At 61.5% G+C, this 23,433-nt stretch carries 14 protein-coding genes; 1 reads left to right on the forward strand and 13 read right to left on the reverse strand.

The genetic code is table 11. The features are described 5' to 3' along the window. Positions 1 to 10: 10 nt before the first annotated feature. The 12 genes from AAD018_RS07535 to guaA form a co-directional block, all read right to left on the reverse strand. Entirely contained in the window at positions 11 to 2,641 is a 2,631-nt protein-coding gene (locus AAD018_RS07535; RefSeq protein WP_367314879.1) for a nitrate reductase, read from the reverse strand. Beyond that, positions 2,641 to 2,970 carry a nitrite reductase small subunit NirD gene (gene nirD / locus AAD018_RS07540; protein ID WP_367314880.1) on the reverse strand — a complete coding sequence of 110 codons (330 nt, stop codon included), beginning with the start codon at positions 2,968 to 2,970 and terminating at the stop codon, positions 2,641 to 2,643. The genes AAD018_RS07535 and nirD overlap by 1 nt, the downstream gene beginning before the upstream one ends. After that, positions 2,967 to 5,432, reverse strand: coding sequence for a nitrite reductase large subunit NirB (gene nirB / locus AAD018_RS07545; protein ID WP_367314881.1), 2,466 nt, complete (start codon positions 5,430 to 5,432; stop codon positions 2,967 to 2,969). Before nirB ends, nirD begins: the two co-directional genes overlap by 4 nt. Beyond that, entirely contained in the window at positions 5,429 to 5,857 is a 429-nt protein-coding gene (locus AAD018_RS07550) for a globin family protein (RefSeq protein ID WP_367314882.1), read from the reverse strand. The genes nirB and AAD018_RS07550 overlap by 4 nt, the downstream gene beginning before the upstream one ends. A 5-nt stretch (positions 5,858 to 5,862) precedes the next feature. Beyond that, a complete protein-coding gene (locus AAD018_RS07555) occupies positions 5,863 to 7,545 on the reverse strand; it encodes an ABC transporter ATP-binding protein (RefSeq protein ID WP_367314883.1) in 1,683 nt (560 codons plus the stop codon). Positions 7,546 to 7,589: 44 nt separating this feature from the next. Beyond that, the gene (locus tag AAD018_RS07560; protein WP_367314884.1) at positions 7,590 to 8,666 is read right to left on the reverse strand and encodes an ABC transporter permease; all 1,077 of its coding nucleotides are present in this window, start codon (positions 8,664 to 8,666) and stop codon (positions 7,590 to 7,592) included. A gap of 81 nt (positions 8,667 to 8,747) precedes the next feature. After that, positions 8,748 to 10,112 carry a CmpA/NrtA family ABC transporter substrate-binding protein gene (locus AAD018_RS07565; protein ID WP_412005215.1) on the reverse strand — a complete coding sequence of 455 codons (1,365 nt, stop codon included), beginning with the start codon at positions 10,110 to 10,112 and terminating at the stop codon, positions 8,748 to 8,750. 257 nt (positions 10,113 to 10,369) lie between these two features. After that, entirely contained in the window at positions 10,370 to 11,548 is a 1,179-nt protein-coding gene (locus tag AAD018_RS07570) for an ABC transporter substrate-binding protein (protein ID WP_367314885.1), read from the reverse strand. After that, the gene (locus tag AAD018_RS07575) at positions 11,545 to 12,129 is read right to left on the reverse strand and encodes an ANTAR domain-containing response regulator (protein ID WP_367314886.1); all 585 of its coding nucleotides are present in this window, start codon (positions 12,127 to 12,129) and stop codon (positions 11,545 to 11,547) included. The genes AAD018_RS07570 and AAD018_RS07575 overlap by 4 nt, the downstream gene beginning before the upstream one ends. Before the next feature lie 143 nt (positions 12,130 to 12,272). Continuing rightward, positions 12,273 to 14,294 (reverse strand): penicillin-binding protein 1C, encoded by a 2,022-nt coding sequence (gene pbpC / locus AAD018_RS07580; RefSeq protein ID WP_367314887.1) that lies wholly within the window; start codon positions 14,292 to 14,294, stop codon positions 12,273 to 12,275. Beyond that, the gene (locus AAD018_RS07585) at positions 14,291 to 19,639 is read right to left on the reverse strand and encodes an alpha-2-macroglobulin family protein (RefSeq protein WP_367314888.1); all 5,349 of its coding nucleotides are present in this window, start codon (positions 19,637 to 19,639) and stop codon (positions 14,291 to 14,293) included. The genes pbpC and AAD018_RS07585 overlap by 4 nt, the downstream gene beginning before the upstream one ends. A gap of 139 nt (positions 19,640 to 19,778) precedes the next feature. Next, entirely contained in the window at positions 19,779 to 21,341 is a 1,563-nt protein-coding gene (gene guaA / locus AAD018_RS07590; RefSeq protein ID WP_367314889.1) for a glutamine-hydrolyzing GMP synthase, read from the reverse strand. Between the two features lie 187 nt (positions 21,342 to 21,528). Between guaA and AAD018_RS07595 the strand changes: the two genes are divergently transcribed. Continuing rightward, the gene (locus AAD018_RS07595; protein ID WP_367314890.1) at positions 21,529 to 23,055 is read left to right on the forward strand and encodes a trimethylamine methyltransferase family protein; all 1,527 of its coding nucleotides are present in this window, start codon (positions 21,529 to 21,531) and stop codon (positions 23,053 to 23,055) included. A 3-nt stretch (positions 23,056 to 23,058) separates the two neighbouring features. On the opposite strand, the gene AAD018_RS07600 is transcribed toward AAD018_RS07595, so the two are convergent. Then, positions 23,059 to 23,349, reverse strand: a complete 291-nt coding sequence (locus tag AAD018_RS07600) for a DUF6477 family protein (RefSeq protein ID WP_367314891.1) — start codon at positions 23,347 to 23,349, stop codon at positions 23,059 to 23,061. Between the last annotated feature and the right edge of the window lie 84 nt (positions 23,350 to 23,433).

The raw sequence follows: 23,433 nt of genomic DNA on the forward strand, positions 1-23,433 counted from the left end.
CGGTCCCTCGCTATTCGGCGGCGTCGCGCAGGGCGAAGCGGCTGATAAGGCTGGTGATTTCAGAGCGGCAAGAGCCGCAGGTCTGGCCTGCGCCAGTGGCGGCGCAGACCCTGTCCAGATCGGTTCCGCATTCACTAGCTGCCGCCAGAAGCGTGTTGGCGCCGACCCCCATGCACGAGCAGATCGTCGGTCCGGGATCGGGGGAGGCGCCGCTGGGGCGGGCGGCCAGAACGCTGCCGAGGGGCTGGCCGATCAGCCCGGCGACGTAATCGCGGGCGACGGCGACAGGCTCTGGCGAAACGAAGAGGGCGGCGGTCAGGCGGCCATGAGGATCGGCAAAGGCGAGACGGGAGAGGCCGCTTGCCCTGTCGGTGAGGATCTGAGGATCGCTTTGAAGGCCGAAGAGGCGGCAGGCGAGGGCAGGCCAGTCGGTCTCGGGGGTGGCTCCTGCCAGCTCTAGCCGCCAACCGAGATCGGTGCGGACCCGCGCCCAGTAGGCGGCATCCGGGTTTGGCTTGTTGGCGGCGACGGCAAAACCGTACCAAGCGGCGTCGAAACGCTCGATCGCGATGACGCTGGCCTTGCTTTCAGGTTGGCCCGAGATGGGGTCGCAGGCCGGTGCGATCAGCGTGTCGATCCGGGCGGCGGGCGCTGTTTCGCCGGTCCAATGTATCGGGGCGAAGGGCGCGCCGAGGGTAGCGTCGTCGCTGATGAGAACGCGCAGGAGGGCGGTGCCGTGCGGGCTTTGGACCTGGGCGATGTCGGCTGGGTGCAGGTTGAGCGCGGTGGCGTCCTGTGGGTGGAGTTGCAGGAAGGGCTCGGCGAGGTGACGCGCGAGACGCGACGCGAGGCCTGTGCGCGTCATCGTATGCCATTGGTCGCGGGTGCGCCCGGTATTGAGGCGGAAGGGATAGCGGGCCGTGCGCTTGGCGGCGGGGGCGCGCTGGCGGACCGGTAGGATCCGGGCGCGGCCATCCGGGGTGAAAAACCGCCCGTCACCAAAGAACCGTCCGCCTGCACGCGCGGCGGTGACAGGCCAGCGCGTCGGGGCGAGCGCGTCGTAATCGGCGTCGGTCAGATCGGCGAGGCCCGAGATGTCGAAGTCGCGGCCCAGTCGTGCGGCGATGCCGGAGAGCGCGGCATGCTCGCGAAAGATCTCGGACGGGGCGGCGTAGTCGAAAGCGTCTTGCCAGCCCATGCGGCGACCGACCTCGGTGAAGATGGCCCAGTCGGGGCGGGCGAGGCCCGGCGCGGGCAGGGCGGCGCGCTGGCGGCTGATGGTCCGGTCGGAATTAGTGACGGTGCCGTCCTTCTCGCCCCAGCCGGTGGCGGGCAGCAGGACATGGGCAAGGCGCGCGGTGTCGGTTTGGCCGGTGATGTCGGAGACGACGGTGAAGTCGCAGCCTTTGATCGCCGCGCGCACGGCATCTGCGTCGGGCATCGAGACGGCGGGGTTGGTGCAGGCGATCCAGAGCGCCTTGATCCGGCCCTCAGCGACCGCCTGAAACATGTCGACCGCCTTGAGCCCGGGGCGTTTGGCGATGCGGGGCGCGGACCAGAACGTCTGGACGGCCGTGCGGTGCTCTGCCGTTTCGAGATCGAGATGAACGGCGAGCATGTTGGAGAGGCCGCCGGTCTCGCGTCCGCCCATCGCATTGGGCTGGCCGGTGACGCTGAAAGGGCCCATGCCGGGCTTGCCGATGCGGCCTGTGGCAAGGTGGCAGTTGAGGATCGCGTTCACCTTGTCGGTGCCACTGGTCGACTGGTTCACGCCTTGGCTGAACACGGTAACGGTGCGCTCGGTTGCCGCGAACATGGCGTAAAAGCGGGCGATGTCGGCTGGGTCGAGACCCGTCGTTGCGGGGTCGTCTGCGGAGGCTGCGGTGATGGCCTCGTCGATGCCGGAGGTGTGGGTCTTGAGGAATTGGGCGTCGAGCGCACCGGTTTTGCCGAGATGCGCGAGGAGGCCGTTGAAGAGCGCGACGTCGGTGCCGAGTTTTAGCTTGAGATGCAGATCGGCGATGTCGCAGGTCGCGGTGCGGCGGGGGTCGATGACGACGATCTTGGTGCCGCGCTCTTTGCGGGCGGCGGCGAGCCGTTGGTAGAGGACCGGATGGCACCAGGCGAGGTTGGAGCCGGTGAGAACGACGAGATCGGCCTGCTCGAGATCCTCGTAGGTTCCGGGGACCGTATCGGTGCCGAAGGCGCGCTTGTGGCCCGCGACGGTCGAGGCCATGCAGAGACGCGAATTGGTGTCGATATTGGCCGAGCCGATGAAGCCCTTCATCAGCTTGTTGGCGACGTAGTAATCCTCGGTCAGAAGCTGTCCGGAGACGTAGAAGGCGACGCTGTCCGGGCCATGTTTGGCGATGGTGTCCGAGAAGCGCTGGGCCACCAGCGTGAGGGCCTCGTCCCAGCTGGCTTTGGTGCCGTGGACGTGCGGGGTCAGGAGGCGGTCCTCGAGACCCACGGTCTGGCCGAGCGCGTGGCCTTTGGAGCAGAGCCGCCCGCGATTGGCTGGATGATCGGGGTCGCCCTTGACGCTGAGCCCGCCTGCGCCGTCCGCACGCAGTTTTACGCCGCAGCCGACGCCGCAATAGGGGCAGGTGGAGCGTACCGACGGGTGGCTCGCGCCGTCCATCAGGCGGCTTTCTGGCCGAGCAGGGCGGCGTCGATCAGGATGCGGCCCTCCTCGACCTTGGCGGGGTAGGTGGCGATCCGGCCGTCGTCCGGGCCTTGCGCCTCGCCGGTTTCCAGATCGAAGACCCAGTTGTGAAGCGGGCAGGTCACGCTTGTGCCGTGGACGATGCCTTCTTCGAGGGGGCCACCCTTGTGCGGGCAGGTGCTGGAGGTCGCGAAGATGGTCGTCTCATCGGTGCGGAAGATGGCGATGCAGCCCGCGCGGGTCTTGACCTTGCGCGCACCCCGGATGGGGATGTCGCCGAGCGCGCCGATATCGATCCAGCTCATTCCGCGGCCTCCAGCGTGAGATCGGCGAGAGGCGCGAATTTATGCGCTTCCTCGGCGCGGGCGCGTTCGGCCCAGGGATCTTTTTGGTAGATCGTTTGGCTAAGCTCGAAGGCTGCGATGAGCCGGGCGCGTTCGGCCTCGTCGGCGAGGCGCTCCTGCACCCAATCGAGGCCGACCTTTGCGATCCATTTATAGGGCCGGTCGAGATATTTGGCGTTTTCGCGGTAGATCTGGACGAAGGCGATGGTCCACTCCATGGCTTCGGCTTCGGTGGCGACTTTGACCAGCGGCTGGATCTCCCTCAGATCCATGCCTGCCGCGCCGCCGACGCCGATCTCGAAACCGCTGTCGACGCAGACGATGCCAACATCCTTGCAGGTCGCCTCGGCGCAGTTGCGGGGGCAGCCGGAGACGCCCATCTTGACCTTGTGCGGCGTCCAGGAGCCCCAGAGCTTTTTCTCGAGCCGGACGCCGAGGCCGGTCGAATTCTGGGTGCCGAACCGGCAGTGATCGGTGCCGACGCAAGTTTTCACGGTGCGCAGGCCCTTGGCATAGGCATGGCCCGAGACAAGCCCGGCGCGGCCCAGATCGGCCCACATAGCGGGCAGGTCTTCTCCACGAACGCCTAGAAGGTCGATGCGCTGACCGCCGGTCACCTTGACGGTCGGCACGTTGTATTTGTCGGCGGCATCGGCGATGGCGCGCAGTTCCTGCGCATTGGTCAGACCGCCCCACATGCGCGGGACGACCGAGAAGGTGCCGTCTTTTTGGATGTTGGCGTGCTTGCGTTCGTTGACGAAGCGCGATTGCGGGTCGTCCTGATATTCCACCGGCCAGTCGGCGAGCAGGTAGTAGTTGATCGCGGGGCGGCAGACATGGCAGCCATTTGGCGTGGTCCAGCCAAGCTCTTGCCAGACGGCGGCCTGGCTTTTGAGCTCGCGCGATTTGATAAGCCGCCGGACATCCTCGTGAGTGAGGTCCGTGCAGCCGCAGACAGGTTGGGCGGTGGGCAGCTTGAACTCGTCCCCCAGTGTCACAGAAAGAAGCTGCTCCACCAGCCCCGTACAGGTCCCGCAGGACCCGGACGCCTTGGTCGTCGCGCGCACCGCGTCGAGCGATCCTGCGCCGTCTTCGATAGCTTCAACGATCTGACCTTTACACACGCCGTTGCAGCCGCAGATTTCTGCGTCAGCCGGTAAGGCTGCAACGGCCGCCATAGGGTCCAGCGCGGCCCCCCCTTGATAGGCAGGCCCGAAGATGAGCGTCTCGCGCATGTCGGTGATGTCGGTCTTGTTCTTGATCAGGCCGTGAAACCAGCCGCCATCGGCGGTGTCGCCGTACATGACCGCGCCGATAACGCGGCTTTCGTGCAGAACGAGGCGCTTGTAGACGCCGCGCGCCGGGTCGCGAAAGACGATGTCCTCTCGGTCCTCGCCTTCTGCGAAGTCGCCCGCCGAGAAAAGATCGCAGCCGGTGACCTTGAGCTTTGTTGCTGTCTCGCGGTTCTCGAAGGCGGCGGGTTTGCTTGTCAGCGTGGCAGCGGCGACTTTTGCCTGATCATAAAGCGGCGCGACAAGGCCGAAGATTTGCCCCTCATGTTCGACGCATTCGCCGATGGCGAGGATATCTTCGTCGCTGGTGATCATCTGGTCGTCGACATGGATGCCTTTTCCCGTGGCCAGGCCGGCCTCTGCGGCGAGCGCGGTGGAGGGTCGGATGCCGACGGCCATGACCAGCAGATCACAGGGGATCTCGGTGCCGTTCTCGAGCCGCAGGGCGGTGACTTTGCCGTCCCGTCCGAGGATCTCTTTTGAGTTGGTTGAGACGAGGACATTGATGCCGCGTCCGACAAGCTCCTTGCGGAGCAGGTAGCCTGCGGCCTCGTCAAGCTGCCGCTCCATGAGGTGGCCCATCAGGTGCACGACGGTCACGTCGATGCCGCGCGTATGCATCCCCGCCGCAGCCTCAAGCCCGAGAAGGCCGCCGCCGATGACGACCGCTTTGGTGCCGCCTACAAGCGCCATCATCCGCTCGGTATCCTCGAGGTCGCGGTAGGCGATCACCCCGTCCAAATCGTGGCCGGGAAGGGGAATGATGAAGGGGTTCGAACCTGTGGCGATGATGAGCTTGTCATAGGGCACGTTGCCGCCCGGTGCGCGGACAATCTTTGCGCTGCGGTCGATGCCATCGACACGCTCGCCGAAGCGGCAGGTGACGCCGTGCTCTTGGTAGAACGGAGCGTCGTGGGTGACGATGTCGTCATAGGTCTTCTCTCCGGACAGGACCGGAGAGAGCATGATGCGGTTATAGGTGCCGCGCGGTTCGGCATTGAAGAGGGTGATGTCCCAACCGGCGTTTTTATCTTGTCCTATCGCTTCGCTGCTTGAGGACATGTCGGTGAGATTTTCGACGAGGCGGCCTGCGGCCATGCCAGCGCCGATTATGACGAGTTTCTGGGTCATGGTGCGGTCTCCTTAGGGCCGTAGGCGGCGTCGATCATAACGCCAGACAAGGCGCTATAGGTTTCGGTCCAGGCGGTTTTGACGTCTGGGGTGAAGGCCTCTCTCAGCCCCTTTTCGAGGGTCCGAAGCAGTGAAGCGCCGACCTTGCCGTAGTCTTCCGCTTGCACGCCATACCCGACATGGCGAATGGCGAGGTCGCGGGCCGCGGGCAGGACGGCTGGCAGGTTATCGAGGCTGCGCACGACGACACCGAGGGTTGTCATGAGCTTTTGGCCCTGTGCGCGCATATCGGAATTTGCGAAGTAGGGTTTCACCTCTGGGGAGGTTTCGAAGAGGTCTGCATAGAAGATCTCGGCTGCGGTATCGGCGATTGGGACGACTTTCTCGAAGCTGTCTTTGACGAGGGCGATCTGGTGCGTTTCCATTGGGTCTACTCCGCCGCGATTGCGGTCTGACTGGGTTTCGGTTTGGGAGTTGCACCGTTTTCATATTCTTCGAGGAAATCGAGCACCTCCTGCCGGTATGCGTAGTAGTCGGGATGCTCGAGGAGCGCCTTGCGGGTCCGGGGGCGCGGCAGGTCGACCTTGGTGATCTTGCCAATCGTGGCCTGCGGTCCGTTCGTCATCATCACCACACGGTCGGCCAGCAGGATCGCCTCATCCACGTCATGGGTGACGCAGATCGCCGTGACCTTGGTGCGGGACCAGACCTCCATCAGGACCTCCTGAAGCTCCCAGCGGGTGAGGCTGTCGAGCATGCCGAAGGGTTCGTCCAGCAGGAGCAGCTTGGGCGAGAGGGCGAAGGCGCGGGCGATGCCGACGCGCTGTTTCATGCCGTTCGACAGATCGAGGGCGGGCTTGTCCATTGCGTCGGCCAGCCCCACCCGTTCGAGGTAGTATTCGACGACATCCTGCCGTTCCTGGCGGGAGGCGCGGGGATAGACGCGGTCCACGCCCACGGCCACGTTCTCCTTGGCGGTGAGCCATGGGAAGAGCGACGGCGACTGGAAGACCACGGCGCGTTCGGGATCGGCGCCTTCCACGTGGCGGCCATCCAGCTTGATGGCGCCCTTGGAGATGTCGTTCAAACCGGCCGCCATGGTCAGCACCGTGGACTTGCCGCAGCCCGAATGGCCGATAAGGGAGATGAATTCGCCCCGGTCGATCTTGAGGTCAAAATCCTCGACCACGGTGAGCGGGCCCTTGGGCGTTGGATAGACCTTGTGAAGCTGGCTGAAATCGAGAAAGCGGGTCTCGATCATGCCTTTTTGCGCGTCCGCCACGGCTGTGGGGATCCCGTGGATGGGCGTGACGCTGGGCAGAATGCGTGTGCCTTCGACCTTGGCCTCGATGCCGACATCCATGAGGTATTTCGTGACGTCGCCGCGTAGCGTCTTGAATGTCTCGTCATGGTTCATGGCGCTGCGGTCACGCGGTCGCGGGATGGTGACCTTGAACTCTTCGCCCAGAGAGCCGTCCGGGTTGATTGCGATGATCCGGTCGGCCAGCAGGATCGCCTCGTCCACATCGTTGGTGATGAGAACGCAGGTCTTCTTGTCGGCCTCCCAGATGCTCTCGATCTCGGAGGCGAGATTGGCCCGGGTGAGCGCGTCGAGCGCCGAGAGCGGCTCGTCGAGAAGCAGGACCTCGGGGTTCATCGCCAGAGCACGCGCAACATTTACTCGCTGACGCATGCCGCCCGAGAGCTCTGCCGGGCGGCGGGTAGCGGCGTGGGAGAGGCCAACCATCTGGACGTAATGGGCGACCTTCTCGGCACGCTCCTTGCGGGAGAGGCCGGGGAAGATTGTGTCGACGGCCAGACCGACATTTCCACTGACCGTCAGCCACGGCATGAGCGAGTAACTTTGGAAGATCACGCCGCGCTCTGGGCCCGGGCCGGTGACGGGCGCGCCCTTGAACGTGACGCGTCCGGTGGTCGGGGTTTCGAGCCCGGCGAGCAAGTTGATCAGCGTCGTCTTGCCGGTGCCGGAGAAGCCGAGGAGGACGAGGAATTCGCCTTCCGCAACTTCGAGGTCGATGCTTGTGAGGACATCGGTGCGGCCGGTGCCATGGCCGTAGCTTTTCGAGACGCTGTCCAGTTTCAGGAGGCTCATGACATTTCCCTTTCTGCGCTACCGTTTCGCGGCTTGAGCGCGGGTCACCTGTGGTTCGTGAAGGTGAAGGCGGCCTGGATCGCGTACATGAGCCGGTCGAGGAGGAAGCCGATCACGCCGATGGTCAGAACCGCGACCATGATCTTGGCGAGCGACTGGCTGGAGCCGTTCTGGAACTCGTCCCAGACGAATTTGCCCAGACCGGGGTTCTGCGCCAGCATCTCGGCGGCGATCAGGACCATCCAGCCGACCCCCAGCGACAGGCGCAGGCCGGTGAAGATCAGCGGCAGGGCAGAGGGCAGGACCAGCTTGGTGATCTTGGTCCATGTGCCCATCTTTAGGACCTTGGAGACGTTGACGAGGTCCTTGTCGATACTGGCCACCCCGAGCGCAGTGTTGATTAGCGTCGGCCAGAGCGAGCAGAGCGTGACGGTGATAGCAGAGATCAGGAAGGATTTGGCGAAGAGCCCGTCATTGGTTGCGTAGACCGCCGAGACGATCATGGTGACGATCGGCAGCCAAGCGAGAGGGCTGACCGGTTTGAAAATCTGGATCAGCGGATTGAGGGCGGCATTTGCTGTTCTTGAAAGACCGGCTGCGATCCCCAATGGCACAGCCACCACCGTCGCGATGAGAAAGCCGAAGAAGACGGTCGCGATAGAGGTCCTGATCTGCTGGTAATAGGTCGGTGCGCCCGTATAGGCCCGTTCGACCGGCTCCTGACCATTGGCCACGCGCCGTTCATTGAGCGTGACAACCTGCTCTTGAAATCTCTCGCGGCTTTCGCCTTTTCTGACGGCATCTTCGTGAAGATTCACGGCCTGCTCCCAGACCTGCATAGGACCGGGGACGGCCCCCAGGGAGGTCTGGACCTGCGGGGCGAGAATAGCCCAAAGAGAGAGGAACCCTACGATAGCCACGAGAGGGACCCCAAGAAGGCGCCAGATTTCTCCGACCTGGGCTTTGGGATTGTCACCGGCGGCGGCCTTGAAGACCGGTGTGAGCCATCCGAGGCCGAGCACGGTAAACCACTTGTCAGCCTTGTTTATGCGGGTGAACCAGATAGCACGACGGGCGTCGCGGGCCTGCTCATCTAGAATATTGGGGTCAATTGCGGTCATGGTTTGCCCTGCCTGTGATGCAATCCGTGCGGTTGGTTCGGCCGCCCCGCGAGAGGGCGCAAGGCGGCCGGATCGCGATGCCTAGCCCTGAACTTCGGAACCGACGACGATTTGCTCGCCCTTCAGCCCGATCGGCAGACTGTCGAGATAAGCGTTGGGACTCCGGCCATCATAGGGGATGCCGTCGATGATATCCTCGGACGGCGTGGCGGCCTTGTAGCCGTCGCTGTCCCAAGGGAAGTCGGCTTCGTTGGCGAGGCCTTCGTCAACCAAAAGACGCGCGGCTTCGAGGTAGATCTCCGGCTTGTATACATCGCGGGCAACCTCATTGTACCAAGCGTCGGATTTAGGCTCGGCGATCTGGCCCCAGCGGCGCATCTGCGTGAGATACCAGACGGCGTCCGAATAGAACGGATAGGTGGCGTTGTAGCGGAAGAAGACATTGAAGTCCGGGATCTCGCGAACGTCTCCCTTCTCGAACTCGAAGGTGCCGGTCATGGAATTGGCAATCACCTCGGCATCGGCGCCCACATATTCGGGCCGGGACAGCATCTCGACCGCGTCCTCGCGATTGGCATTGTCATTCTCGTCCAGCCAGATCGCAGCACGGATCAGCGCCTTGGTCACCGCAAGCGTGGTATTGGGGTACTCCTCAGCGAACTCTGCCGTGATGCCGAAGACCTTTTCGGGATTGTTCTTCCAGATCTGGTAATCGGTGATAACCGGCACGCCGATCCCCTTGAAGACGGCCTGCTGGTTCCAGGGCTCGCCCACACAATAGCCGTGGATCGTGCCAGCCTCGAGCGTGGCTGGCATCTGCGGTGGTGGTGTTACTGAAAGGAGCACATCGGCGCCGATTTGACCGGTGATGTCCTGGGGACTGTAAAACCCGGGATGCAGACCACCAGCAGCAAGCCAGTAGCGCAGCTCGTAATTGTGGGTCGAGACCGGGAAGACCATGCCCATGTTGAAGGACTTGCCCTCCGAGTTGAACTGCTCGACCACTGGTACCAATGCTTCGGCGGAAATCGGGTGTTGTGGGCGGCCATCTTCCATCGTCGGGATGCTCGGCTTCATCATCGCCCAGACCTCATTGGAAACGGTGATACCGTTGCCATTCAGATCCATTGAGAAAGGCGTAATTATATGCGCCTCGGTGCCGAAGCCGATCGTGGCAGCCAACGGCTGTCCGGCCAGCATATGCGCGCCATCAAGTTGGCCGTCGATGACGCCGTCAAGCAGGACCTTCCAGTTCGCCTGCGCCTCAAGCGTCACGAAAAGGCCTTCGTCGAGAAAATAGCCCTGCTCGTACGCCACGGCCAGCGGAGCCATGTCGGTCAGTTTGATGAAGCCGAAGGTCAGCTCGTCCTTTTCAAGCTCGAGCATCTGCGCAGAGGCGCTGGTGCCTGTGACAACCGCGAATGCGGCGCTCAATAGATATCTCATTGGGTCTGTTCCCCTGGCTGGATCGCGCCGTAGCGCAACAACAAAAAAGCCGCCTGACCATCCTGCGCCTGATTGGCGTCGGAAGGGTCGAGCGGCTTTGCTCGGTCTGCCCTGTAATGGGTATGGAAAGGAGAACGCCGTTGCTCTCTACTCTGAATTTGAGAAGGCACGCCGCGGAAGTGCAAGCGTCTCCGCGTCTGCCCTGATAAATTTCTGCGCTGCGGCACCTTTGAGGGCAGTGAATGCCCTAATTTTAGTCAGTCTGATGTGACTGGATCAAAAACTCGACCGTCGAAGAACCGGTTTTCACCAAGGAGAAGACGGCCGCTTTGAGCGGCGACGGCGGTTCCTTCGGCGATTCCCCCCTCAATTTTTTCGGAGGCGCCAGGCAATACTGCACCTGCTCCTGCCAAAGCGCGCCGGTAAAGATCGGTTCGGAACACAGCGCGGGCCGGGTCGCTCACTCCGTCCCGGTCCAGGCCAAGCCGGGCCGCCATCTGGCGGGCGATCCAAGCGCCTTGGCTCTTCCACGGGAAATTCGCAGCACCGTGATAGAACTCGACGAAGCCAGCGCAATCGCGCGTGTCTCCGCGTGCATTGATCGTAAGGCGCCCGGTGAGCGCGCGATCGATGATATACGCATCCAAATCAAGATAGGCGGGACGGGCAAGCATTTCGGCCGCCGTGGTCTCACCGCCTCCGGTTCCAAGCCAACGGCAGGCTTTCCAGACCGCACGCATCAGGCGAGCCGAAAGACCGGGCTCGGAATGAGCCCAGTCAGTGCGTACCGCAAGAACCTTCTCCGGCGCCGCCGACCAGATCGCCCGCCCAGGTAGAAGAAGTTCGCCTGAGCCAGCCTCGACGCTTTTGGAGCCCCAAGGCTCTCCGACACAAAATGCGTCGATTTCATCAGCTGCAAGAGCGTCTGCCATAAGGGGAGGGGGAACCGTCCTGATCTCGACACCTTGCGGCGCAGGCAGGCCCGAAGCTGATAGCCAGTAATAGAGTAACTCGGCCTGCATCGAGAACGGAAAGGGCACGCCAATGCGAAGCCGTCCCTTCGATGCCGCTATAATGGCCTTGCCCGCGCGCGCGGTGTTCTTGAAATCGAAGTCATGTCCACCCTGTGCCATCGCGTCTGCGAGCGGGCGGCTGACGCCTATGACTGTGCCGTTCATCGACAGGACCATCAGCGCAGAGATTGGCGAAGCAACCCCCCCAAGCCCAAGTGCCATGGCGACGGGGACAGGCGAGAGAAGATGTGCCGCTTCGACGCTGCCGAACGTCAACATATCACGCAATGAAGACCACGACGGCGCACGAACCAGATTGAAGGCGAGCCCTTCCTCACGGGCAAAGCCCATCTCCTCGGCAGCAATGATCGGGGCGGCATCCGTGAGCGGAATAAAGGCGATGGAGAGCCGCGTAAGGGTCACGAGAGCAAATCCATAGCAGTCACAAGAGCGGCGGCGATCTCCGGGATCTTCTTGCCCTTATCCATGGCTGATTTGCGTAGGATTGCGTAGGCTTCATCCTCGCTGATATCTCGGGCCTTCATCAAAAGCCCTTTGGCCCGATCGATCACCTTGCGCTCTTCAAGAGCGCGTTTCGTCTCGGCCAATTCCTCACGCATTCGGCGGAACATGTTGAATCGCGTAATCGCGGCCGAGATGATAGGTTTGAGCCGATCAGGGCGCAGATCATCTACGACATATGCCGACACGCCTGCTTCAATCGCCGCCTTTGTCAAACTGTCATCGCTTTGATCCACAAACATCGCGACAGGCCGTTCAAGCGGAGAGGATGCAAGCGTCAGCTCTTCCAGCATGTCCCGTGTTGGGTTGGTTAGATCAACTATCACCACGTCTGGAGACAGCTCCGATATCCTGCGTGGCAGACTGGAGATCTCGGAAATGACGTGGATATCATTATCTCCAGCCTCACGAAGGCTATCGACAATCATGAGCGCGCGATGACGATCCGGTTCGACAACGATGATCGAAAGTCTGTCAGGCATGGACAGATAATGCGTTGATTTTGCAGATGCAGCAATTGCTTTCTGCGCAAGCGAAAGGGAGTCGTTAATTGGAGCCATCGCGGCCGTCGTGGGAACACGGATACTCCCGTTCACAACGGGGTTCGTGCAGATGAGATAATCGCCTATCGAAACTGGATCCTGGATCCATCTGTCCGACCAGCGGCATCGATAACTGTCAGCGACAAAAACCCTTCTTCACGCTGATCGATTTCGAACTGGTTCCGGTGGGTGCGCCCGACAGGTCGTCCATCCGCCAGCCAGACATAAGGCGCCTGACCACCCTCCACCTTAGCTATCAGGAAATCGCCATCCACGATTGCTCCATTTGGAGGAAACGAAATAGCCGGGCCGCTTGACCTTAGATGATGCGAGCCGTCGAAGCGCCGAAGATGCTGTGGCAGTTGTGATGTTTCGACTGTGAGCGTTTCGGGGGGCGCCGCAGCAATCGGATCGACGCTCGGTTTAAGGCGCGCAAATGCCGCGAAAAGAACCGGCGCCGCGAGATCTCCTCCAAACGCGCCGGGTACCGGCGTTCCATCGGCGCGCCCCATCCAGACACCGACCACGTGCCGGCCGTCAAATCCGATCGCCCAAGCATCGCGATGCCCGTAAGAGGTTCCTGTCTTGTAGGCGATCCCGGCAGACCGCACTCCGACGGGTCGCGGCACATCAAGCAGAATATCTGAGATCTGCCAAGCCGACGCCCGCTTCAGAACCCGGTGAGCGATAAAGCCTGGAGTAGGCTCGTCACGCCAGCGCAGATCGACAGCCCGACCTTCATTGCCAATCGCTCCATAAAGCCGAACAAGGTCCGTGAGGCTCAGCCCGACACCGCCAAGCGCTACAGCCAAGCCCGGCTCTCCACCCGGAACGACCGCATCGGCACCGGCGCGCCTCAGACCGGCCGTCAGATGTTGTGGACCCATCGCATGCGTCACTGCAACGGCGGGAATGTTTAACGAGTGTTGCAGGGCCTTCCGAACCCGCAGTTCTCCTCGATAACGACCGTCGAAATTCTGCGGCCGATATCCATCGAAGTCCGTTGGGCGATCCGCGATCAACGTCTCCGGATGGATTAAGCCCTGATCAAATCCTAAACCGTAGGTTAGAGGCTTCAGGGTGGATCCAGGAGATCGTACGGCCATCGCCAGATCAATGAAACCGGAGCGTCCATCAGCCCGATAGGCCGCCGAACCGACATGACCCAGCACATGTCCACTCTGGTGATCCATCGCCAGAATGGCAACCTGCACCCGATCGGACCGCCCCGTCACGGCTTGGGACGCAAGCGCTTCGAGACTAATCTGAAAATCCCTGTCTATCGTCAAATGATGCTTTTGCGCATGGGTATCCTCTCCAATCGCCCGATCGGAAAGATGGGGCGCGATCGTCGGAAAAGGATGCCGCACCCCGTCAACGGGCAGGCGGATGCCTTCGGCCAATGCGCTTTCATCAAGAAGACCAGCATCGTGCAGGCGAGAAAGGACCGCATCGCGGGCGTGTGTTGCCGAAAGGGCGGCGCGGTCCGGACGGCGCGCCTCGGGCGATTGCGGAAGCGCGACGAGCAAGGCCGACTGCGCAACGGTCAGCCGTTTGGGCGGTTTGTCGAAATAGGCACGAGACGCGGCGCGTACCCCCTCGATGTTTCCACCGAACGGGGCATGGTTCAGATAGAGCGTCAGGATCTCATCCTTGCTCATCACCCGCTCGAGCGCCAAGGCGACGCGGATCTGTCGGAGCTTTCCCTCCCATCGCCCGGTGCTGCCATCCTCGAGAAGCCGGGCCACCTGCATGGTCAACGTCGAGCCGCCAGAGGTGATCTCTCGATGGCGCAGAGCAAGAACGCCGGATCGAAGCATCGCAATCGGATCCACTCCCTGATGAGCGTAAAACCGTTTGTCTTCGTATCGGATCAGCATCTCGAGATAACCCGAATCGACGTCTTCTAACCGAACCGGCAAACGCCACCGCCCATCCTGCATCGTATAGGCTCGCAGAAGCTGCCCCTCCCGATCCAGAACCTCAACGCTTGACGATGCCTCAAGCGGCGGCAGCACCGTGGCGTCGATCCACCGATCCAGCCCATCGCGTACGGCGGCGATCGCAAACAGGGCGATCGCCAGGCTGAAGATCCACCGTCTCACGGCAGGATGGTTACCCGGCCTGCCGCAGTGCGCGCGCGCATTTGCGGCCGGTACATATCCTCGACCGACGAGGCGGGGTGATGAAACTCTCCGGGTGAGACAGCGCGCACGATATAGGCAAGCTGGAAACGTTTGTCGGATCTCCAATCAACCGCCGCAAGGAACCTGTCCGTGCGGAACTCTGTGTTTCGCGCGGAGGTCAGATCGAGCCAGTCCAGCGCCTCAATATCTCCGCCGCGCAGTAGGTTCGGATTATCGATCTCGAAACCGGCGGGCAGGGAATCGTCGATCATTAAACGTGCTTCCTGCCGTCCAAACGGTTGAATGGTTAGTATGGTAACCAGTCGCGTGCCGACTTCCACATCCGAAAGATCCACCTGCTGCCCATCGAGCGTCGTGTAAGCGCGGTCAATGGAGTAGCCGTTTCCGCCTGCCGGCTCGGGCTCAACGGGCACACCGAAGGTTGTGACAGTCAGCTCAGTCGATTCTGGCCCGGTGTTCGAAATCAGCACCGGATCTTCCTGGGTCTGATCGTCGCGCAGTTGCACGATAGGCCCGTCAGGAACCTCACCGTCAACTGTGATCGCGGTCGCGCTGAGCGTATCGGCCAGAGCATTCGCCGCTAAGAGGGTCCAGACCGCCTCCTGAGTGGAAGCGCGAGCAGTCGAAAGACCGATCCTGTTGGTCATCACATCGCGATCGACCGCAAGGGTTCCCGCCTCTACCGCGAGGGTCAGAACCGCAGCAGTATCTCGCCGAACCGTTCCGTAATCGCTCCGCCAGTCGCGGCGCTCCTGTCTGGCGATTTCGCGTTCAATCTGGGCGCCCGCTCGTCCGAACAGCAGATCCGCCCGGGGCTGGTCCCCGTATTGCGCAAGCGCCGCACCAAGTTGCGCAACGGCAAGAGGCGAGCCAAACGCTGCGACCTTCTGATCCGCATAATATCTCAGATCCCCGACAGACGCGTTCCCCTCACGCGCTAGTACCATCAGCGCATAAGCCAGATCTTGGCCGCCGCTGTCGAAGTCGGGATAGTAGTTTACCGAATTGCGTAGATTATCGATCGCATTGCGGAATGCGACATCTGGCACCTCGTGACCGGCGGTCCGGGCGCGAGACAGAAAATCCGTAACATAGGCATCGAGCCACAGATCCCCGCGGGAGGGCCTCCAAAGACCGAAGGATCCGTTCGCGGCCTGATTGGCCGTCACCTCGGCAATTGCCTCTTGAATCCGGACTTCGATCTGATCGCGTGTCGCAAGCCCCATCGTCGTTGCAACACGGTCCAGGTACAAAAGGGGCATCGCGCGAGACGTGATCTGCTCTGTACATCCATAGGGATATCGATCGAGCGCATTCAGAAGACCGGGGGCGTCGAACCTCGCGAGCGGTCCGACCGACAGCGTTGCCTTGCCGGTTCCAGTTGCCAGTCCGGCGAAGACCTCGTCGTCAAAGGTAAACGTTTGTCCGGCAGCCAAGGTAAATCGGCTGATCCGGCTGACTTCCGGATCATTAACGACCACAGGCATACGGATCGTCTTCGTGAGAACGCGGTTCTCGGGCGTTGTAAGCGTCACGGTCAGTTCGTGTGTGCCGGGATCGAGAGCTGTAATCGGAATCTCGAAGACTTGCGTGCCTTTCTCTTCAAGCAAGAAGGTGCCAGGAAGATCATCGCCGAGGGCGACACCCATCGCATCAACTGCAAGGCCCATCTCTCCATGGGGTCCTTCGGCATGGACGATTTCAAGCAGCATTCTGCTCTCGTCACCCGGCGCGAGAAAATGTGGAACACTAGCCGTCACCACAACCGGATCGCGAACCAGCACATCGTGCTGAGCCTGCCCAACCCCTGTTGGCGTCCAGGCAACCGCCATAAGACGGATCGTGCCATTGAATGCCGGAAGATCGAAGCTAACGCTGGCCTGCCCATTGCTATCAATTACGACAGGCCCCTTGAAAAAAGTGACCAGATCCTCGGTGGGCGGCGGACTTTGCAGACCAGCTTGGGACATCGCGTCGCCCCCGGATCTTACGGTTCCCATCCCTCCATTCAGACCGTCAATCAGACGCCCATACATATCCCTGAGCTCCACACCCAGTTTGCGCTGTCCAAAATAATGCTCCTGCGGGTCGGGTGCCTCGAACCGCGTCAGGTTCAGGATCCCCAGATCCACGGCTGCAAGCGTGACGTAGGCGGTCTCTCCCTCTGCGATCCCATCGATATTGATACCGATTTCGAGCGGACCGCGCGGCTCCATCACATCTGGCGCTGTCAACGACACGGCCAGGGCCTTGGCGCCAGGCTCTATCGCGGCATAGCCCAAGCCAAGCGCTCGGGCGGGGTTTCGCTTTGCCGCCGCATCCATCGGACGGATGACCGACGCGCTTACATAGGCGCCAGCCCCCCATTCTTCGGTAACGGGAAGGTCGATGATCGTCTCGCCTTCGTCCACGTCGACACTCGTCATCGAGATGACGCGATCCGACATGACGGTCACCACAGCTGTTCCGGCATATCGCGGCACGATGCGGAACTTCGCCGTATCGCCAATGGCATATCTTTCCGCATCGAGTGAGGCCTGCAGCAGATCCGGCGTATCGCCAGCCGACGCGGGAGCATACCAGCCGGCATAAAAGTCGCTCGAGGCCATGCTGTAGCTATCACCGATTGCCTCGACCACAATCTCGTGCTGGCCCCAATCGACAACGCCGCCGATCTGGATCGGCAGACTGCCCAAGGTTGCACGCCCGCTCGCAACGCGGGTTCGGGTTGTCACCGGATCCCAATTCCAACGCCCATTCAGGGAATACCACTGATAGCGCGTCATCACCTTGTTGATGGACCATTGAACATCGATATCCGCAGCCTGCAAATCCGGAGTGAGGGCGATGAGATCGAACCGGGCCTCCGTTTCCTCTTCGATCACATCGTCGAAGAGCGGCTGGATACCGATCATGACCTGATCAGGCAGAACCTGTACGATCTCCTGCCGCTCGACTGGCCTGCCGGACCCTTCGGTGACCCGCGCAGTTACGCGCATCTCCAGTGGCTGCGATGCGCCGACATCGGGTAGCTCAACAGGAAGCGTGGCGATCCCGGCGGAGTTAGTCTTTGCACCCTCAAGATAGCTCAACTGTGCATCGAAGGCAGCGTCATACTGTCCGAACCGATATCCGGGATAGCCCTCAAGACGTTCGGTCGGTCGCAAAAGGACGTCACCCTCGATGCCAAGATCCGCTCCCGGTGCGCCGAAAAGATAGCGCGCCTCGATCTTCAGCTCCGGGACGTCGCCGATCCGAACCCGGTCGGGCAGGCTCATCTCAAAATCGATCCGCTCCGGCAGGAAATCTTCGACCAGGACGGTCGCGCGGGCCAGTGGTGGTGCATCCTCATCCGCAAGAAAATCGATCCGCCACGTCCCGCGTGGCGCGGTGCTCGCGACGGGCAGGCCAAAAACGTGACCGCCCGCGGCATCCTCGGTTGCCGTCACGCGCGAATATTCCACGCCATCTGGGCGGGTCAGGATCGCAGTGAGCGGGATACCAGGAAGCGCTTTGGTCGTCTCGTCCCGCATGAGTGCGGTCACATGGATTGTATCACCCGCCCTATAGGCACCCCGGTCGGTCGCGACAAAGACATCGATCGGCGGGCTCGGCTCGCGTCCTTCGACTCCGCGATCCGATAGATCAAACGCCGCCTCCGAAAGCGACAGGTAGGTCAGGTCATTGCCTCGCTCGACAGTGACCAGAGCGGGGGCATTGCCTCCCACCCCCCGTGTCAGACCGTTTGCAAAACGGGCCACACCATCCGCATCGGTCTCGACCGAGCGAAGCACCGAGTTGCTTTGCGAAATCAGCGTGACACGCGCCGCTTCTACAGTCTTCGCGGTAGCAAGAGAACGGACCATCACGGTCAGGCCGTCATTGCCCAGATAGGTCGCAACGCCAAGATCGGACAGAACGAACCACTGGGTTGCAGCAAGATCCTCCTCGCTCGCATCAATGGTCGATGCTGTGAGGACATAGAGACCCGCAGGCTCGGTCTCGAGCGCTTCACCAAATGGGATCCGCGTGAGGATATCGCGATTGAGATCCATCTCGACCGCCGCCGTCCCCGACCACACATCCACGCCGATCCGGTCCGAGAGATAGCTGTCCGGTTGGGCTGAAACCGGACGTCCAAGAAGACCATCCTGCATTGCACGGATGATATTGCGATCATCGACCCGCCGAAGCGTCAGATTGATCTCGTCTGCGTTCACGGTCTCGATCGGGATCGCGACGTCGTCCATCCGCGGCAAAACGTAGGCTCGACTTAGAAAGCGCACGGAGGGACTACGGTCCCTCACATAAAGGGCAAGCTCGACCGGTCGCACCAGCGTCTCCCCGCTGGCAGCAGGCAGACCCTCCCGCAAAACCACACGGTAGCGCCCTCCATGCGAAACACCATCGACGCAAAGTTGACCGTCGTTCACCGACACGACCAAGTTCGGTTCGGGCAACTGCACAAAAGGGGTATAGTCCGTTCCCGCCCGAATAAGATCCTCGTTGAAGACCACGCAGATCCGGGGCGTTGCCGTATCGCTCTCGACCTGCGTATCGGCGACACGAAAGCCGTATTTCCCGATTGCGAGATCAAGCTCGTTCTCGGTTGGCTGGGTAAACGTGATGCTTTGTGCAAGGCGCAGGGCAGGGATCATATCGCGCCCGCGCCCGCGATCTTCGAGAACCGACGCCATGAGGACAAGGATCTCGCGACGGCTTTCAGGCGAGCCAGCGCGCAGATAAGCGACAATCGTCGCCGGCAAGACGGCGCTTTTGATATCGCTTCCGGTACGGTTCGCCGCTCGCGCAAAGGAAAGCCAAGCCTCAGCCTGATCCGTCCGCAACGCCGTCAGCGCGGCAGCCCTTTGCTGAGCGCTCGACCGTCGAAGCGGCCAGCTCAAGCCGCTCACAAAGCTCCGCGCACCTTCCAGATCTCCCGGCTGGAGAAAGGACAACTCCGCGACGCGGGCATCCAAATTGGCCAGAACCTCGGGGGAGGCCTTTATCATTCGCCCCGAAACAGCTCCCTCGTAGGGAACGGCATCGATGACGTCGCTTTTGGGGAAACAGGCATTGGACCGGCGATTGAACGTGAAGGCGGTGCACTCTGCATCCGCGGTGCAAGCCGCTTCGCAGGCCTCCAGGGTCGTGTCGAAGATATTCGCGAGATCCCGCCCGACCAGATCAACACCGCGATCATAGACGGCACGCACATCCGGCACCGGACTTTCGGCTTTAAGAAGACTGCTCGAGACGAGGAGGAAGAGAGTCGAAAGCCAGAAAGCAAGAAAGCGGGTCATCGAAAAGCTCCGTGTCAAATATGGAGCTAGGCTGACATGACGACCTTACCCGCGGCAAGGCCGCGTTTGCGCCGGCGCAAAAAAACTCATGTCCTACTATGGTCGAAGGAAGTTCAGACAATGCTGCCGCCTCGCGATATCATTCCCACTCAATCGTGCCGGGCGGCTTGGACGTGATGTCATATGTCACCCTGTTGATCCCAGGGACCTCATTGATGATCCGGGTCGCCGTCTCGCCAAGAAACTCATGACTGAACGGGTAGTAGTCCGCCGTCATGCCGTCGACCGAGGTGACCGCCCGCAAGGCGCAGGCAAAATCATAGGTACGGCCATCTCCCATAACCCCAACGGTCCGCACGGGAAGGATCGCGACGAAGGCCTGCCAGATTTCGTCATAAAGACCGTGTTTTCGGATCTGATCTATATAGACCGCATCCGCCCGCCGCAGGATCGAAAGCTTCTCGCGGGTGATTTCCCCGGGGCACCGAATGGCAAGGCCCGGCCCTGGAAAGGGGTGCCGCTCAATAAAGCTGTCGGGCAGGCCGAGCTCCCGCCCAAGTGCCCGTACCTCGTCCTTAAAGAGATCACGCAATGGCTCAACCAGCTTGAGCCCCATCTTTTCTGGCAGCCCGCCGACGTTATGATGCGATTTGATTGTAACGGACGGTCCGCCCGAGACACTCACACTTTCAATGACATCCGGATAAAGCGTTCCCTGCGCCAAGAATTCCGCTCCGCCAACCTCGGTTGCGTGCTTTTGAAAAACGTCGATGAAGAGACGCCCAATAATTTTCCTTTTGGTTTCCGGATCGGACACGCCATCAAGCTCTCCCAGGAAAAGATCGCTCTCGTCCGCATGGATAAGCGGCATGTTGTAGTGATCTCGGAACATCGCCACGACCTCGTCGGCCTCGTTCTGGCGCAACAAACCGTGGTCGACGAACACGCAGGTCAGTTGATCGCCGATTGCCTCATGGATCAAAACGGCGGCAACCGATGAATCTACCCCGCCTGACAGACCGCAGATGACCTTCGCATCACCGACCCGCTCTCGGATCCGGGCAATTGCCTCGTCGCGATAACCGGCCATCGTCCAATCGCCGGTGAAACCCGCCAGACGGACAAAGTTCTCATAAAGCGTTCGACCGTTCGGCGTATGATGGACTTCCGGATGGAACTGCACCGCAAAGAAATTGCGGCTTAGGTCAGCGGTGATCGCGTAAGGCGCGTTTGGCGACGTGCCATAGACCTCAAATCCGGGCGCGATCTCCGACACGTGATCTCCATGAGACATCCAAACCTGTTCGCGCGTATCCAGAAACCAGCCCGTCAGCAGATCGATCCGGTCCTCCATCGGCGTCACATAAGCTCGGCCAAACTCCGCTGTGCCATCTCCGCGTTCCACCCGACCGCCCAGCATGTCCATCATGACCTGCTGGCCATAGCAGATGCCCAGGACCGGAACGCCAAGATCGAAGACCTCCGAAGGGGGGCGAGGCGCATCCTTATCGGTGACGCTGGCGGGCCCGCCAGAGAGGATCACCGCCCGCGGCTCGAACGCTTTCAGAAATGCGGCGGTCACGTCGTGAAAAGGATGAATTTCGCAGTAGATATTCAGCTCTCGCAGGCGGCGCGCAATAAGCTGCGTCACTTGGCTGCCGAAATCGATGATAAGAAGGCGCTGGTGCTCTGATCTGGACATGATGCCTCATAGAGGCGGGGCGGCAGTCGTGCAATCAGGACAGCTCCGAGACATCCAACTTTCTGAATGGCCCGCAAATCGAAGAGAAGCGAGGAAGATGTCGCTTTCGCGCGCGAACCGCCGCAAACCCCCGGTCATTTAAGCATCCCGCTGCTTAGCCTTGGCTTGGACGAGGGGAGACGGTTAAATGAGCCAGGCACTCAAACGACGCAGTGGAGGAGGCGCCGCACGCCGTGCCGCCCGAAGCGGCATCCGGATCGAGGCAGCACCCGTCCCTCAAAGGCAAATCCCGCTGAACGAGATGCTTTCTGCGCAAACGCTCGATCTTATCGAGGCCAATGCGGACACGGTCCTCGAAGAGATCGGAGTGACCTTCGCCGACAACCCGGCAGCTCTCGAGCGATGGCGCGCGGCTGGCGCCTCCGTCGATGGAGAACGGGTGCGGCTTCCCAAGGGCCTTGCGCGCAAACTATGCGCAACCGCGCCCGAGCGCTTTACCCAGATCGCCCGCAATCCGGAACGAAACGTGGAAATCGGCGGCGATGGGTTCGTTATGGCGCCGGTCTATGGCCCGCCTTTCGTGCGCGATGCCACGGGAGAGCGGCGATATGCACAGATGGAGGATTTCCGCACCTTCGTGAAATTGGCCTATATGTCGAAATGGCTCCATCACTCCGGCGGCACGGTCTGCGAGCCGACCGATATCGCTGTGAACGAACGTCATCTGGATATGTTGATGGCCCATGCGACGCTGTCGGACAAACCCTTCATGGGATCCGTGACCGATCCATCGCGGGCTCAGGACAGCGTTGATCTATGCGATATCCTCTTTGGCGGGCTGAACGACCGGACGGCGCTGACCTCTCTCATTAATATCAATTCCCCACTTACTTTCGACGCCACGATGATGGGCGCCCTCGAGGTTTATGCCGCGGCCAATCAAGCCTGCATCATCTCCCCCTTCATCGTCGGCGGGGCGATGGCCCCGGTCAGCGTCGTAGGAACACTCACGCAGGTCTTGGCAGAGGTTATGGCGGGCATCGCCTATTCCCAGCTTGTCCGCCCGGGCGCGCCCGTGATCTTCGGCACCTTCGTTACATCGATCGACATGAACAGCGGCGCGCCAACCTTCGGCACGCCAGAGGCCACGCAGATCCTTTGCGGGGCAGGGCAGCTGGCCCGCCGTATGAACCTGCCCTTCCGATCCGGCGGCGGGCTCTGCGGATCCAAACTGCCCGACGCTCAAGCGGCTTACGAAAGCGCGAACACATTGAATGCCGCGCTGATGGGAGGCGTGAACTTCATGCTGCATTCTTGCGGATGGCTCGAAGGCGGCCTCGTCGCGTCTTTCGAGAAGTTCGTTATGGACGCCGACCAGCTTGGAGCCCTTCACAAACTGGCCGCAGGCGTCTCGGCCGACGAAGAGGCGCAGGCGATGGATGCCATCCGCGAAGTCGGACCAGGCGGCCACTATCTTGGCTGCGCTCACACTCAGGCTCACTTCCAGGATGCGTTCTGGCGCAGCGATCTTTTTGACCACCGTCCTTACGAGACCTGGGCCGAAGATGGGGCACCCGATACCAGAAGTCTGGCAGCGACCCGGGTCCAGACGCTGCTCAACGCCTACACACCTCCACCTCTTGATCCCGAGATTGAAGCGCGCCTCGTTGCCTTCGTCGAGGATCGCAAAGCGGTTCTCCGATCCGAGCACTGATCCTCAACCCTCTGCGCTGCCCTGAAGCAGGCGAGCCTCGCCCATGATCGCGATCAGAACGTCGACATGCGCCGCTACGCCGTAGGATGCATCCGCGCCGCGCCGTAGGTCGTTCAGATCCCGCTCTATCTCCATCAGATCCATTAATGCCTCGCCGGGCGAGGGCACCACATCCACACCGAGCAAACGACGCAAGTCGATGTTGCGTGCATAGCAATCGACACCGCATCGCGCGGCCCGGACAATCAGAGCCGGTCGTTTAAGTCCCCGGATCATCGTCAGTATATCAAGCATTCTGGTCCCCTATTGCGATCGTTGAACGGATCCACTCTCGCATGGTCCGACCCCCCGTTGCGCCCGCGATGAGCAGAGAACGGT

The sequence above is a fragment of the Aestuariibius insulae genome (assembly GCF_040783535.2).
In the GTDB taxonomy this organism is placed as follows: Bacteria; Pseudomonadota; Alphaproteobacteria; order Rhodobacterales; family Rhodobacteraceae; genus Aestuariibius; species Aestuariibius insulae.

Excerpts from the sequence above, each read along its gene's own strand:
- AAD018_RS07550 (WP_367314882.1), bottom strand. The coding sequence starts at position 5,857 with ATGGAAACGCACCAGATCGCCCTCGTCAAAGACAGCTTCGAGAAAGTC.
- AAD018_RS07535 (WP_367314879.1), bottom strand. The coding sequence starts at position 2,641 with ATGGACGGCGCGAGCCACCCGTCGGTACGCTCCACCTGCCCCTATTGC.
- AAD018_RS07555 (WP_367314883.1), bottom strand. The coding sequence starts at position 7,545 with ATGAGCCTCCTGAAACTGGACAGCGTCTCGAAAAGCTACGGCCATGGC.
- AAD018_RS07600 (WP_367314891.1), bottom strand. The coding sequence starts at position 23,349 with ATGCTTGATATACTGACGATGATCCGGGGACTTAAACGACCGGCTCTG.
- AAD018_RS07565 (WP_412005215.1), bottom strand. The coding sequence starts at position 10,112 with ATGAGATATCTATTGAGCGCCGCATTCGCGGTTGTCACAGGCACCAGC.
- nirD (WP_367314880.1), bottom strand. The coding sequence starts at position 2,970 with ATGAGCTGGATCGATATCGGCGCGCTCGGCGACATCCCCATCCGGGGT.
- nirB (WP_367314881.1), bottom strand. The coding sequence starts at position 5,432 with ATGACCCAGAAACTCGTCATAATCGGCGCTGGCATGGCCGCAGGCCGC.
- guaA (WP_367314889.1), bottom strand. The coding sequence starts at position 21,341 with ATGTCCAGATCAGAGCACCAGCGCCTTCTTATCATCGATTTCGGCAGC.
- AAD018_RS07595 (WP_367314890.1), top strand. The coding sequence starts at position 21,529 with ATGAGCCAGGCACTCAAACGACGCAGTGGAGGAGGCGCCGCACGCCGT.
- AAD018_RS07575 (WP_367314886.1), bottom strand. The coding sequence starts at position 12,129 with ATGCCTGACAGACTTTCGATCATCGTTGTCGAACCGGATCGTCATCGC.
- AAD018_RS07585 (WP_367314888.1), bottom strand. The coding sequence starts at position 19,639 with ATGACCCGCTTTCTTGCTTTCTGGCTTTCGACTCTCTTCCTCCTCGTC.
- AAD018_RS07560 (WP_367314884.1), bottom strand. The coding sequence starts at position 8,666 with ATGACCGCAATTGACCCCAATATTCTAGATGAGCAGGCCCGCGACGCC.